This is a genomic window from Streptococcus cuniculi (genome assembly GCF_004570575.1).
Lineage (GTDB): Bacteria > Bacillota > Bacilli > Lactobacillales > Streptococcaceae > Streptococcus > Streptococcus cuniculi_A.
This window is the reverse complement of record NZ_SPPD01000020.1, coordinates 1-14,759: the sequence shown is the minus strand read 5'-3', so window position 1 is coordinate 14,759 and position 14,759 is coordinate 1. Positions and strand designations below refer to the sequence as shown.

Sequence of the window (14,759 nt, the reverse complement as noted above, 5' to 3'; positions counted from 1 at the left end):
TAATTCCGTTTCAAAAGATATTTAAATATCCAAGGAGTCCACGCTTTTTTTCACGATAAGTGATTACCTGTTTTTCATTGACAATTGTAGCTTAAATACAAACTATGTTCTTTTCTATAATACGAATAGAAGCCTTATCAAAAATATCTGGTAACACGATGCTTTCTGCATAAGTCAAGATAACTACGGCTTCTTTCATCATTATTTTTTAAAACTCCCCTACACTATCCACATCCTCTCCAACCACTGTCACATGTCCCATCTTGCGGTTGTGCTTGGCTTCTGCTTTGCCATAGAGGTGCAGGTGGGCAATAGGGTTTTCTGCGACATAGGCTTGCGCCTGTTCCATATCCTGCCCTAAAACATTGAACATGACAGCTGGTGCATAGAGTTGAATGTCCGGCAAAGGTTCGCCTAGGATGCCCAAAATATGGGTATCAAACTGGGAAAAGTTGCAGGCTTCTATGCTGTAATGCCCCGAATTATGAGGTCGAGGCGCAAGTTCATTGACGAGAATTTCCTCCCCAGCAACAAACATCTCTATACATAGTGTACCAAAAAGTTGCAAGTCTGTGGCAATTTTTTTCGCCATTTGAACGGCTTTTTCAGCCAAGTGCTCTGAAATACGAGCAGGAACAATAGTTTTAGAAAGAATATTATTGCGGTGAATATTTTCTTGAACAGGGAAGACGGTCAGCTCTCGACCATTTCCTGAAACCAAGACGGAAATTTCCAAATCAAAGGGTACAAAATCTTCCAAGACACAATCCGTCTGATCCGCCAAAACCTTTGCTTGTGCCAGACTTTCCACATCACGAATAACCACCTGACCGTGACCATCATAGCCACCCGTAGCAGTTTTTAGCACTCGTGTCGTCGAAAAATCATAGTCTGCCAAATCGAGACTTGAACCTACAATTCGATAGGGAGCTAGACCAACCCCTGCTTTGGTCAAAAAGGCTTTTTCGGCTATCCGATTTTGGGCAATCCGCAGGAGGTCCGTTCCTTGGGGTAAAAGTACTTTGTCTGCTACCGCATCAAGGCTATCTGCATTCACATTTTCAAACTCATAGGTCAATATATCACAACGTGCAGCCAAGCTCGCTAGGGCATCCACATCCGTATAATCTGCCACAATGACTTCACTTACTCGAGATGCTGGACAGTCCGCTGCTGGATCGAGGGTGATGACCTTGTGTCCACGATAAATGGCTGAAATGGCCATCATCTGACCTAGCTGACCGCCACCGATAATCCCAATTGTCTTAGATAAGGTCATGACTGGACTCCTCTGCAATTTTCCCTTGTTTTTCTGCAAACTCTAGCAATTTCTTATTCAAATCTGGGTTTTCAAGCGACAGAATCCGCACAGCAGATAAACCTGCATTGGTCGCTCCGCTCTCCCCAATCGCCATAGTCATCACAGGTACACCACCCGGCATCTGCACAATAGAGTAAAGCGAATCGATCCCAGAAAGAGCGCGCGATTTTATAGGCACCCCAATGACCGGTAAGGTTGTTTTAGCAGCCACCATCCCTGGCAGGTGGGCTGCACCACCTGCACCTGCGATAATGACCTTGATGCCCCGTTCACGAGCTTTTGCTGCATGTTCAAACATCAAGTCGGGCGTCCGGTGGGCAGAGACCACCTTCTTTTCATAGCCAACACCAAAGTCATCCAAAATCTGCGCTGCTTTTTTCATGGTTTCCCAGTCCGAAATAGAGCCCATAATGAGCGATACAAGTGTTTGTGTCATAATCTCTCCTTATTTATTCGCCTTATTTCCAATATCTGTCCGATAAAACATACCTGTCGTATCCTGCTGTTCCAACTGCTGATAAATCACCTTTTGTGCCTGTGAAACGGTCTCCTGCGTGGTGACGAGCATATAGACACGACCACCATTTGAGACCAGTTCCTGCTTAGCATTCAAGGCCGCACCAGCATAGTAGGTCTCAATTTCTCCGCTAGTCTTGGCTGGCAATCGTACCCCTTTTTCATAGTTTAAAGGATAACCCTCACTTGCGACCACAACCCCCAAGGTCACCCCCCTTTCTAGCCAAGTAAAGGTCGGAACCTTTCCTGCTAGTAAATCTGTGATCCCTGCTGCAAAGTCAGATGTCAGACGAGGTAAAATGATCTGGGTCTCCGGGTCTCCAAAGCGAGCATTGAACTCAATCACCTTAGGACCGTCTGCTGTCAAAATTAAACCTGCATAGAGCACCCCAAGATAGGGACGACCTTCTGCGACCATTCCTTTCAAGATAGGTCTTATAATCTCTGCCACCGACCGCTCCACTGCACTAGCTGGCAAATGAGGGACAGGAGCATAGGCACCCATACCACCCGTATTTGGACCCTTATCATTATCAAAAGCCCGCTTGTGATCCTGCGCTGTCGGCATGAGGTAAAAGTCTTCTCCATTTACAAAGGCAAATAAAGAAAATTCTTCACCTGTCAAAAATTCTTCGATTACCACACGCGCGCCACTGTCACCAAATTTATTGTCAAGAAGCATGTCGTGAGCTGCAGCCACCGCTTCTTCCACCGTTTCAGCAACCACGACACCTTTTCCGAGTGCCAAGCCATCTGCCTTGACCACGATTGGGGCTCCTTGGGCTTCAATATAGGCTTTTGCAGCTTCAAAATCAGAAAAAGTTTCATAACTTGCTGTTGGTACACCGTATTTAGTCATGATGGATTTGGCAAAATCCTTGGACCATTCTAGCTCTGCTGCATTTTTTCTAGGACCAAAAGCCAGCAAACCTGCTGCTTCAAAATCATCAACCAGACCTGCTGCCAGAGCATCATCTGGTCCCACAAAGGTCCAAGCAATCTCTTCTTTCTGCGCAAAGGCAATCAAGCTAGAATGTTCGGAAATACTGATATTGACCAACTCAAGCCCATCTGCCAACATCCCGCTATTCCCAGGAGCAACAAAGACTTTTTCAACGCTTTTTGATTCTAATAACTTCTTTGCAATCGCATGTTCACGACCACCTGATCCAACAACTAACAGCTTCATCTCTATACCTCTAAAAACGTATTTTATAAAGATATTGTACCAAAAACATTCGTTTTTATCTATCCTTTCTATAAAATTCCCCTTTTTTTATTCCATTTCCGAACGATATAGCCATTTCCTTTAGCTTTTATAATTGAACACAGCCTAAACTCTATGCAAACTCCATTACATCAAGGCTCTTAACAAGTATCTTTTAATTTTTAAAGAGTATCAACTCCTTACCTAGTAGGAAACGTAAACCAAAATACTGTAAACAAACAAAACACAAAAATCCCAAGCACAGCCTGAACGAAGCTCGGGATTCTAAAAGATATAGTGGGAATCTGATACTCAATAAAATCATGATATAGTTGTTTAGTTTACTTTTAGTACTAGCTCAAACAGTCTGGGGAGAGACTGTTTGAGCTAGGAAATAAAGAAAACGAAGTTTTCGTCAAAACAGTCTGAGGAGAGACTGTTGGAGGCGGGAAATAAAGAAAACGAAGTTTTCGTCAAAACAGTCTGGGGAGAGACTGTTGGAGCTAGGAAATAAAGAAAACGAAGTTTTCGTCAAAACAGTCTGGGGAGAGACTGTTTAAGGCGGGAAATAAAGAAAACGAAGTTTTCGTCAAAAGTCGCAGGTAGTTGTCTAGTTGATAACTATTTCAACTGATAGATAAGAAAAGTGTAACTTTTCTCAATGGTACAACTCAAGATACAAAGCCCGTTAAAAACTCAAAGCGAAAATAGGAAATCTGACGCAGAGTCTAGGGAGAATTTGCTTCGCAAACTTCTATTTCCCACCTCCAAAGGTATCCATACCTTTGGAGCTAGGAAGATTTATACCTAAAGGTAGCCATACCTGTAATCAGCTAAAGCTGAAACAGTTATGTCTCTTTTTCGCACAGAGTTTAGGGCGTGTTCAATTCTAAGATACAAAGGGCGTAAAAAGCGAATGAAAAATAGGAAATACGACAAAGAAGTCTCTTGCTTCTAGGAGTATTTATCTTTTTTCCGAGCTTTTAGCCCGTGTTCAATTACTCAAGATACGAGAGCGTTTGACACGAGTTTCACTCGTTTTATCTCCAACCTTCCACAGTCTATTCTTAGACTATGGAAGCAACTCCTAGACAAAATAGGAAATACGACGAAGAAGCCAGTGAGAGTCTGCTTCGCAAACTTCTATCTTCCGCCTCTAAAGGTATACTATACCTTTAGAGCTAGGAGTATTTATCTTTTTGTCAGTGAGTTGTAGCTCAAGTCCAATTATACAAGATACAAGGGCGTTAAACGAGCAAAGCAAAAATAGGAGTTTTGACGAAGAACTACAAGTTCTAGGAAAAACTATCTTTTTTGCACAGCTCGTAGCCCGAGTTCAATTATACAAGACGAGTTAACAAAGTAATAAAAGGTAAACTAAATGACTATATAAAAGATAAAGATTTTATTACATCCTATTCTTCACAAAATCAATGCCTAAAATGTCGCACGCCGGTAAAGATCATGGTTAAGCCGTGTTTATCGGCTGCCTCTATGGATTCTTGGTCGCGGACAGATCCTCCGGGCTGGATGATGGCCTTGATACCTGCAGCTGCGATTTCTTCGATATTATCCGCAAATGGGAAGAAGGCATCACTAGCAAGAACAGCACCATCTAGGCGGTCTTTTGCCTGCTCAACAGCGATCTTTACGGAGGCTACACGGTTGGTCTGCCCCGGTCCAACACCTAGCACCATGTGGTCATTTGTAATGATAATACCGTTTGATTTGACATATTTTATAGATTTCCAAGCAAATTCAAGAGCCGTCTGCTCCTCAGTGCTTGGCTTGCGTTTGGTCACGATTTCCCAATCGCTTGGATCTTCTACCACCACATCTTGATTTTGAACCAGCAGACCACCTAGCACACCTGTCACTTCTTTTTCAGTCGTACTTTCAGTCTGTTGACTAAAATCAAGCGCCAAAATTCGGAGATTTTTCTTTTTATTGGTCAAAATCTCCAAGGCTTCTGGAGTATAGCTTGGTGCAATAATGATTTCTAGGAAAATCTGGTGCATCTTTTCAGCTGTTGCTGCGTCTACCTCACGGTTGAGCACAACAATTCCACCAAAAATAGACACAGGATCTGATGCATAGGCATAGTCCCAAGCCGTTTCAATATCATCTGCCTGTCCAATGCCACATGGATTCATGTGCTTGAGTGCCACCACTGTTGGACGGTCTGGAAAATCTCGAATAATGCGAATCGCCGCATCAGCATCTCGAATATTGTTAAAGGACAATTCTTTTCCATTTAGCTGCTTGCTGGCTGCGATAGAGTAAGCTAGCGGGAGGGCAGTCTGGTAGAAATCGGCATCCTGTTGCGGGTTTTCTCCATAGCGCATAGGCTGCTTGAGTTCATAGGTCAGAGTCAATTTCTCTGGCTTTTCTTCCCCTACTTGATTGGTAAAGTAGTCTGCAATCAAGGCATCATAAGCTGCAGTATGACGAAAGACCTTAGCTGCTAGACGCTTGCGTGTAGCAAGGCTTGTCTCACCTGCAGTTTCTAACTCTTCCAATACAAGTTGATAATCCGCTGGATCCACAAGAACAGTCACACTAGCATGATTTTTAGCCGCAGAACGAAGCATGGATGGTCCACCAATGTCGATATTTTCTACTGCATCAGCATAGGTAACGTCTGGCTTTTCAATCGTTTCTTTGAACGGGTAAAGATTTACCACCACCAAGTCAATCAGGTCAATGCCATGTCCCTTTGCAGCTTCTAGGTGGGTATCAAGATCTCGTCTCGCTAAGAGACCACCGTGAATCTTCGGATGAAGTGTCTTGACCCTCCCATCCATCATCTCTGGAAATCCTGTGACATCATCAATCGCAATGGTATCCAGACCAGCTGCATCAAGAGCTATCTTGGTTCCTCCAGTTGAGACAATCTCCCATCCCAACCCTTTTAATTTTTGGGCAAATGCCACAATGCCTGTCTTATCTGACACACTAATCAAGGCTTTTTTTGTCATGATTTCTCCTTATTTTTCCTATATGTTTATACTCAACGAAAATCAAAAATAGACCAGCTTCAACTCTCTGGGAGATCGTTGAAAGTTGGAGATAAAACCAACTTTCTAAGCTCTTCTAAATCGAAGATAGTTGATTTTCAAAGAGTATCACCCATCATTTCAAAGCGTTCGTCTCATAAAGATTTCTCGGTCATCTTGACCAAACTTAGTAAACCCTAGCGATAGCAATAACCCCTCCATTCGCTGATTTCCCTTAACAAAATCCGCTCGAATGGTTTGGTAACTTCCTAGTTTTTTCGCATGCTCTATAAGCGCCAAAACAGCAGACTTACCATAGCCTTTCCCCTGCTGATGCTGATCAATCATCAAGCGCCAAATCATGTAACAAGATTCCTCATCATCTACATCAATCAAGGCAAAGCCTACTACCTTATCGTCTGCGTAAATAGCATAGGGAAAGACATCTCCATTTTCTCGATACAACCAACAATCCGCAAGCGAACGAAGATTGGAAGCTACGAACTGCTTGTCTTTCTCCGCAACTGTCAATTCAATAACCTGTGCGAAATTTTCTTCATCAACGAATCTAAGTGCTACCATTGAGCAACTCCCTCAAGACCTCTGGATAGAGCTGGTATTCCATGGCATGGATGCGCTCTTCAAAGCTCTCTAGCGTATCCTCTGGCAAAATCGGCACGCGCTCCTGACGGATAATCTGCCCGCTGTCAACGCCTGAATCCACCCAATGAACGGTGACACCAGACTGGGAAACGCCTGCATTCCAAGCATCTTCAATCCCATGAGCTCCTGGAAACTCAGGTAAGTAGGCGGGATGAATGTTAATCATGCGCCCCTCATAGCGAGCAAGAAGAGTGGCTGCCACAATCTTCATATAACCCGCTAAAACCACGAGATCGATCGCATGCTTGTCTAAAAGCTCCACAATCGCACTTTCATACTGCGCCTTATTGTCGAACTCCTTGAGTTCAAAAGCATAAGCTGGCACCCCCAGCTTCTTTGCGCGCTCCAGCACATAGGCATCTCGATGGTCTGAAAAGACAAACTCAACAGGAAATTGCTCGGCAATCACTTGAAAATTAGAGCCATTTCCTGAGGCAAAAACTGCGATTTTCATATTGATACAAAGGGACTGTTCGGCTTGCGAACCATTTCCTAGCGGTAATCTGAATGCAAACAAGGAGCCAGTACAGCTGTACTAACGTACAGCAAGCACGCTGACCTTGTTTGAATGTCTTTTTGTAGAATCTTGGATTTTAACCGAGCACATGAAATCAAGAAGAAACAATCCCTTTCAACCGTCATCCGAAACTCCTTGGCTCAAAACGTCTACTAACTATGTTACTCTAGAAAATAAGTCCCACGTTCAGTTAGCACTCTAACTAAACATTCCTTTCTTCCATTTTTTGAGCTACAATGTAGCAAGATACCATTAGCGGATCACCACACTAGCGTCAGCTTTTTCCACAATTCGACCGATTTCATAGACTTCTTCGTCCAATAATTCTTTCACACGCGCCACATCTTCTGCTGCTACTGCAAGAACCATTCCAAGCCCCATATTGAAAATTTCAAACATTTCAGCATGCGGAATCTCACCATATTTCTCCAGAGCCTTGAAAATCGGCAAAACTGGTACCTGACTTTCATCAATCTCAGCAGCTAATGCTGCCCCAAACATCCGAGGGATATTCTCAATAAAGCCACCACCTGTGATGTGGGCAATCCCGTGAACCAAGTTTTCCTTAATGAGAGGAAGCAAGGCCTTAACGTAGATACGAGTTGGTTCCAACAAGACTTCCTTGAGAGGCTTACCTTCTAGTTCAGGCAGGATCTCATCCCCTGTATAGTCTGCAAAGACACGGCGGACAAGAGAGTAGCCATTCGAATGAATACCACTTGAGGCAAGACCTAGAAGAACATCGCCTTTGACAACCTTTGACCCATCAATAATCTGGGACTTCTCTGCGATACCGACCGCAAACCCAGCCAAATCATAATCATCTTCACCGTACATGCCGGGCATTTCAGCTGTCTCTCCTCCGATAAGGGCAGCGCCTGCTGCAAGACACCCATCTGCCACCCCTTTGACAACCTGCTCTAACTTTTCAGGGATATTCTTCCCCGTTGCAATATAGTCAAGGAAATAGAGAGGTTCAGCGCCTGCTGCGACAATATCATTGACACACATGGCGACACAGTCCTGTCCAATGGTATCGTGCTTATCGTACTGAATCGCTAGCATCAGTTTGGTTCCAACCCCGTCTGTCCCAGAAATCAAGACTGGTTCCTTGACCGAGAGTTGGGTCAGATCAAACATCCCTCCAAAACCGCCAAGAGCTCCCATAACACCCAGACGTTCCGTCTTTTTGACATGCTTTTTGATACGCTCTACAACCTCATAGCCGGCCTCTACATCAACACCTGAAGCTGCGTATGTATTTTTTGACATTCTATTCTCCTTTAAATACCATCATCCAATTGCTTATTTTTTAGCATAAACATATTTACAAAAATAAAGCAAGTAGATTAGTAAAAACTCGTTTTTTCTGCCAGACTTTCCAAATAGCGTTCCTCATAATCGTAGAGAGGTGTCGGGTAATCTCCGTCAAAATAGGCGACACACAGTCCACCGTTTGGGGCATCTGTATCCATGCCAACTCCCTCAATCAAGCCCTCCAAAGACAAGAAGCTCAAGCTATCTGCTCCGATAATCTCGCAAATCTCCTCATTGCTATGGTTAGCCGCAATCAATTCGCTCCTTTGTTGAATATCAATTCCGAAAAAGCAAGGATATTTCAAGGGAGGACTGGCAATCGCCACATGGACTTCTGCCGCACCTGCATCCCGTAACAATTGAACAATGCGTCGGCTCGTTGTCCCTCGCACAATCGAGTCATCAACCATGACTACACGCTTTCCTTTGACAATGCTAGAAACAGCAGACAATTTCATCCGAACCCCTTGCTCACGCAATTCCTGTGTTGGCTGAATAAAGGTACGCTGGGTGTATTGATTTTTAATCAAGCCCATTTCATAAGGCAGACCTGATTCTTCCGCGTAGCCACTGGCTGCAGACAAGGAAGAATTTGGCACACCAACCACAATATCCGCTTCGATTTTGGCTTCCTGTGCCAAGCGACGACCCATTTTTTTTCGTGCTGCATGGACGTTAATCCCGTTAATCACGCTATCAGGACGTGCAAAATAGACATATTCCATAGAGCAAATCGCTAGTTGAGTATCATCTGTATAGCTGTCATGCTGGATCCCCTGATCATCAATGATGACTAGCTCTCCAGGTTTTACATCTTCGATCCACTCGGCACCGACCACTTCAAAGGCACAGGTCTCACTCGATACCACCCAAGCACCATTTTTCATCCGCCCGATTGATAAGGGACGAAATCCATTAGGATCAAGCGCGGCAATCAGCTTATCCTCTGCCATAATCAGATAGGCAAAACCACCCTTAACCTGATTGAGAGCCTCCTTGATCTTATCGAGCAGGAGCTCTTTTTTACTGCGACGAATGAGGTGCATCAAAATTTCTGTATCTGAGGAGCTAGAAAAAATTGCCCCCTGTGCTTCCAATTCCCTCTTTAAACTTTGGGTATTGGTCAAGTTCCCATTGTGGGCAAGACCCAACTGCATATCAAAGAAGTCAAATAAGAAAGGCTGAACATTGTTGATAGAAGCTCCACCCGCTGTGGCATAACGGACATGCCCAATTGCCGCATGACCCTGTAATTGTTCCAAATCTTCTTGCCGTTTAAAGACTTCTGAAACCAAGCCTAAGCCACGGTGGCGGCGGAGATTTCCAGCTTCATTAGCCAAAATCCCAGCCCCTTCTTGCCCCCGATGCTGCAAACTATGCAGTCCAAAATAAGTCACTTGACTGGCCTGAGGATGCCCCCAGATGCCAAACAAACCGCATTCTTCATTGAGAGATTTTATTTCGTATTTCATGTGTTCCTCTTAATCTTGTGTAAAATACCGCACGGCACTTTCAAACAACTTCTGATCTTTTTCTCCTGGAATATTTTGAAACAGTCCTGCTTCATAACGTTCAGAATGCCCCATTTTCCCAAGGATTTGCCCATTTTTGCTCGTAATCCCCTCAATCGCATACAAGGATCCGTTTGGATTATAGCGGCTATCCATACTTGCTTGCCCCTCAAAATCCACATACTGGCTGAAAATCTGCCCATTATCACGAAGTTCCGCAAATTCTGCCTCTGTCACGACAAATTTTCCTTCCCCATGCGATACTGGAATGGCATGAATATCACCAACTTCTACCCCAGCAAGCCACGGTGAATTGGTATTGGCAATTCTAGTTTCTACCATTTTTGCCACGTGCTGGTTGGCATCATTGTAAAAGAGGGTAGGACTTGTTTCACCTGCTTCTTCAAAGTTACCATAAGGTAGGAGACCTGATTTAACAAGGGCTTGGAATCCATTACAGATACCAATAATGAGACCCCCACGCTCGATAAAGGAATCAATCGCCGCCTTGATTTTCTCATTGAGCAGGATATTGACGATAAATTTAGCAGAGCCATCTGGCTCATCTGCCGCTGAAAATCCACCTGCAAAAAAGAGAATCTGCGCTTGGCTAAGAGAGGCAACCATATTGGCAACAGATTGTGCCAGACTTGCTTCATCTAGGGTTACAAATGGCTCAAGTTTCACTTTCGCACCCGCTTGTTCAAAGGCCTTGGCTGAATCATACTCGGAGTTAGTACCCGGAAAGACAGGAATATAAACCAACGGTTGAGCGACTGATTCCTTGCTCTTTTGGACAAAGTCTGTCACAACTGGTGCAACTTCTGCCATCCGACTATCCTGTTCAAAAACAGTCGGATAAATTCCCTCAAGTCTTCCCTCAAACCCTGCTAACAACTCTGCAACAGGTAAAGTCACACCATTGATAACAAGGCTTGCTTCACCGCTTGTCTGCCCAATAGCTACCAGTCCCTCAATCTCGTCTGGGCTAGTAAAGACAAATCCTCCTAGTTGACCTTGTAAGCTGGTCTCTAGTTGGTCAAGCACTAGGTTTGCCCCGATACAGTTCCCAAATGTCATCAGTGCAAGTGCTTCTGCCACGCCACCATACTTGACTGCGGCAGCCGCTGTAATCCTGTGCTTTCCTTGAATTTCTGTAAAGCGATTGAAATTTTCCTTGATTGTCGTAAAATCAATGTCGGCAGAAATCGCTACTCCTGGAATATAGTAGAGGTATTCACCAGCTGCCTTAAATTCTGGTGATAAGATGCGGTCTACTGTTGACGTCGTTACCCCAAAAGCCACCAAGGTCGGAGGAACTGTCAACTCCTCAAAGGTTCCAGACATGGAGTCCTTTCCTCCGATTGACGGAAGCCCTAGTTGAATTTGAGCCTCAATAGACCCAAGTAATGCTGCAACAGGTTTTCCAAAACGTGTCGCTTCTTTATCCATCCGTTCAAAGTATTCCTGATAGGAGAAGCGAGCCTTTTCCCAGTTACTGCCTGTTGCCACCAAACGGCTCGTTGCCTCAATCACCGCATAAGCTGCCCCATGGTAAGGAGACCATGCTGCAATCAAAGGATTATAGCCTTGAGCCATGACAGAAACCGTTTCTGTCACCCCGTGCTCTACTGGCAACTTCTGGACTGAACTTTCGGTCGGTGTGAGTTGATAACGCCCACCCAGCGGATGATTAACCGTTGAACGCCCTACCGAACTATCAAAAATCGTCTGCAAGCCCTTTTGGCTAGCATGATTCAAGTCTGACAAGAGAGCCTTCATGTCCTCTTTCAGAGTTTCTAGTGAAGTCTTTCGTTGTTCTGGCAAGACTTGCTGACTATCTGTCACTGTCGCATCTACCACTACACGCACGCCGTTGGTATCAAGGAAAGAACGCTCAATATCAACAATCTTCTGTCCTTTCCAAGTCATGACAAGATTTGGAGTTTCAGTCACTTGTGCCACTGGAACTGCTAAGATATTCTCCTTAGCTGCTAGAGCAATAAAAGTCTCCACATCTTCTGGAGAGATGACGACTGCCATCCGTTCTTGACTTTCTGAAATGGCAATCTCTGTCCCATTCAAACCTTGGTACTTGAGTGGCACCTTATCCAAGTCGATTTCAAGACCGTCTGCCAATTCACCAATAGCAACGCATACGCCTCCTGCCCCAAAATCATTGGACTTTTTAATTAAGCGGGTGACCGCTTTATCGCGAAAGAGCCGTTGAATTTTCCGTTCCTCAATCGCATTTCCTTTTTGGACTTCAGCTCCAGCTGTTTCAACAGATGTGACTGTCTGAACCTTGGAAGAACCTGTCGCTCCGCCTACACCATCACGACCCGTCTTCCCACCAAGAAGAATGATGACATCTCCTGCAATTGGCTTTTCACGGATTACATTTTCCTTTGGAGCAGCTCCTACAACGGCACCTAACTCCATACGTTTTGCCACAAATCCTGGGTGGAAGTACTCCCGCACATAGGTCGTCGCAAGTCCAATTTGATTTCCATAGGAAGAATAGCCATGTGCAGCCGTTTTCGAGATAACCTGTTGTGGTAGTTTTCCTGGGCGAGTCGCAGACAGGGGCTGGGTAATGTCGCCTGCTCCCGAAATCCGCATAGCCTGATAGACATAGGAACGACCTGAAAGTGGGTCACGAATAGCACCTCCGATACAGGTTGCTGCCCCACCAAAAGGCTCAATTTCTGTTGGATGATTATGGGTTTCATTTTTAAACATCAGCAGCCACGGCTCTTTGACACCGTTCACATCCACTTCGATTTCTACCGAGCAAGCATTGATTTCATCAGATACTTCAAGATCATCCAAACGTCCATTAGCCCGCTCATAGCGGCCAAAAATCGTTGCCATATCCATGAGAGTCTGTGGCTTATCCGCACGCCCCAAGTCCCTTCTCATCTCAAGATACTTCTCATAAGTCGCCTGCAGCTGCTCTTGAAAGCGGGATTCTGAAAAATCAATTTGACGCAGCTCTGTCTCAAAGGTCGTGTGGCGACAATGGTCTGACCAATAGGTATCCAAGACTTTCAACTCTGTCTCTGTCGGACAGCGACCAATGGAGGCGAAATAGTCTTGAATAAAGAGCAAATCCGCCACTTCCATAGCAAGTCCTTGGTCTTTTTTATACTGGGCAAAATCCGCTTCGGTGTAATCCTTGAAAAAATCAAGTACAGGAATAAGCGCATCAGAACTCGAAAAGACAGGTGCTTCCAAGCCCGCCGTCACATCCTTGAAACGCGAATCCACAGGATTGAGCAAATAAGACTGAATCTCTGCAAAATCCGTATCACTCACATCCGCATTTAAGAGATAGAGTTGAGCAGATTTTACTGTCACATTACTGCCCGCTCCTAAGAGGAAAAGCGCCTCCTGACTGCTGGCTGCGCGCTGGTCAAATTGGCCTGGCAAAGCCTCGATCGCAAAGAAACGACTACTTGCAAGACTAGCTGCCACCTCGCTATCGGTGAGAAGTCTATCGGTCACCTTTTCTGAAAAAATCCGCTCCTCAGCTACCTCCAATAATGCCTCATCCAAACCAAAGACATCATAGACCTGTACCAAACGCAGGCTCGTCAAACTCGTAACTCCTAAGCGCTCCTGCAATTCCCGTAGCAAGCTCACTGATTGAATCTGAAAACTCGCTTTTTTCTCGACAAAAATTCGTTTGTTCATCTTAGTCCAACTCCTGTAATTTTTCCCATACAATTTGATAAACATCGGTCATCTCTCCAAGACCACGGCGAAAGACATCTTTGTCCATGTGGTGCCCATCTGCATCCCAGAGCCTGCAATTATCCGGTGAAAATTCATCCGCTAGGATAATCTGACCATCCTTATCCTTACCAAATTCCAACTTGAAGTCAATCAATGTCAAGCCAATCTCTGCAAACCAGCTACTTAACAAACCATTGATCTTTCTTGTTTCTTCCTTGATATAGGCAATTTCCTCTTTTGAAGCAATATCTAAAAAGGCAACGTGTTCATCGTTGATAAAAGGATCATCCAATTCATCTTTTTTATAGTAAAATTCCACAATCGGCTGTTCCAACTGGATACCTTCTGCCACACCAAAGCGTTTGGAAAAAGAACCCGCCGTATAGTTACGGAGCACCACTTCAAGTGGAATAATCGCAACCTTTTTGTTCAACTGCTCCGTGTCCGACAGTTTTTCAACAAAATGGGTTGCGATACCTGCTCGATTTAGTTTTTCAAAAATCAATGACGAAATCTGATTATTCAGTCGTCCCTTGCCAATCACTTCTTCCTTTTTCAGACCATTGAAGGCTGTCGCCTGATCCTTATAGCAGGAGACAATCAGCTCATCATCTTCTGTCAAATAAATGTCCTTAGCTTTTCCCGAATATAACAATGACCGCTTCATAATATCGTTCGCCTTTGCTTTCCTTTTTTTATTTTTCGCTATATTTTATCATATAATATTCGTTTATTCAAGAAAATACTAATAAACTCCCGACTTTATCACTTGTTTTTTCCCCCCACCTTGCTCCCCCTTGGTAGAGTAAGGTTTTTTAATAAATTTCAACGTCTTATCTTGTTGTATATGGTTATGTATGGTATAATGAACTATGGCTTTTATTAAAACAACAACAAACAAAGAAGGTAGGACGCATGTTTACCTTGTAGAAGGCTATCGTAAAGATGGTAAGGTCAAACAGCGTATCCTTAA

10 protein-coding genes are annotated in these 14,759 nt (G+C 44.3%); all 10 read right to left on the bottom strand.

Annotation, left to right across the window (positions count from 1 at the left end; all coding sequences use genetic code 11):
* Nucleotides 1-208: 208 nt before the first annotated feature.
* The gene (purK, locus tag E4T82_RS10270) at nt 209-1,279 is read right to left on the bottom strand and encodes a 5-(carboxyamino)imidazole ribonucleotide synthase (RefSeq protein WP_135182728.1); all 1,071 of its coding nucleotides are present in this window, start codon (nt 1,277-1,279) and stop codon (nt 209-211) included.
* Nucleotides 1,266-1,757: a 5-(carboxyamino)imidazole ribonucleotide mutase gene (gene purE / locus E4T82_RS10265; RefSeq protein ID WP_135182727.1), complete on the bottom strand. Its 492-nt coding sequence runs from the start codon at nt 1,755-1,757 to the stop codon at nt 1,266-1,268. Before purE ends, purK begins: the two co-directional genes overlap by 14 nt.
* Before the next feature lie 9 nt (nt 1,758-1,766).
* A complete protein-coding gene (gene purD / locus E4T82_RS10260) occupies nt 1,767-3,026 on the bottom strand; it encodes a phosphoribosylamine--glycine ligase (protein ID WP_135182726.1) in 1,260 nt (419 codons plus the stop codon).
* A 1,448-nt stretch (nt 3,027-4,474) separates the two neighbouring features.
* Nucleotides 4,475-6,022: a bifunctional phosphoribosylaminoimidazolecarboxamide formyltransferase/IMP cyclohydrolase gene (gene purH / locus E4T82_RS10250; protein ID WP_135182725.1), complete on the bottom strand. Its 1,548-nt coding sequence runs from the start codon at nt 6,020-6,022 to the stop codon at nt 4,475-4,477.
* Nucleotides 6,023-6,181: 159 nt separating this feature from the next.
* The gene (locus E4T82_RS10245) at nt 6,182-6,622 is read right to left on the bottom strand and encodes a GNAT family N-acetyltransferase (protein WP_135182724.1); all 441 of its coding nucleotides are present in this window, start codon (nt 6,620-6,622) and stop codon (nt 6,182-6,184) included.
* The gene (purN, locus tag E4T82_RS10240) at nt 6,609-7,163 is read right to left on the bottom strand and encodes a phosphoribosylglycinamide formyltransferase (protein WP_135182743.1); all 555 of its coding nucleotides are present in this window, start codon (nt 7,161-7,163) and stop codon (nt 6,609-6,611) included. The genes E4T82_RS10245 and purN overlap by 14 nt, the downstream gene beginning before the upstream one ends.
* A gap of 309 nt (nt 7,164-7,472) precedes the next feature.
* Nucleotides 7,473-8,492 (bottom strand): phosphoribosylformylglycinamidine cyclo-ligase, encoded by a 1,020-nt coding sequence (gene purM / locus E4T82_RS10235; protein ID WP_135182723.1) that lies wholly within the window; start codon nt 8,490-8,492, stop codon nt 7,473-7,475.
* Nucleotides 8,493-8,569: 77 nt separating this feature from the next.
* Entirely contained in the window at nt 8,570-10,009 is a 1,440-nt protein-coding gene (gene purF, locus E4T82_RS10230) for an amidophosphoribosyltransferase (protein WP_135182722.1), read from the bottom strand.
* A gap of 9 nt (nt 10,010-10,018) precedes the next feature.
* On the bottom strand, nt 10,019-13,744 hold the full coding sequence (locus tag E4T82_RS10225; protein ID WP_135182721.1) for a phosphoribosylformylglycinamidine synthase: 3,726 nt from the start codon (nt 13,742-13,744) through the stop codon (nt 10,019-10,021).
* A 1-nt stretch (nt 13,745) separates the two neighbouring features.
* Complete coding sequence (gene purC / locus E4T82_RS10220; protein ID WP_135052869.1) at nt 13,746-14,453, bottom strand: phosphoribosylaminoimidazolesuccinocarboxamide synthase; 708 nt, start codon at nt 14,451-14,453, stop codon at nt 13,746-13,748.
* Between the last annotated feature and the right edge of the window lie 306 nt (nt 14,454-14,759).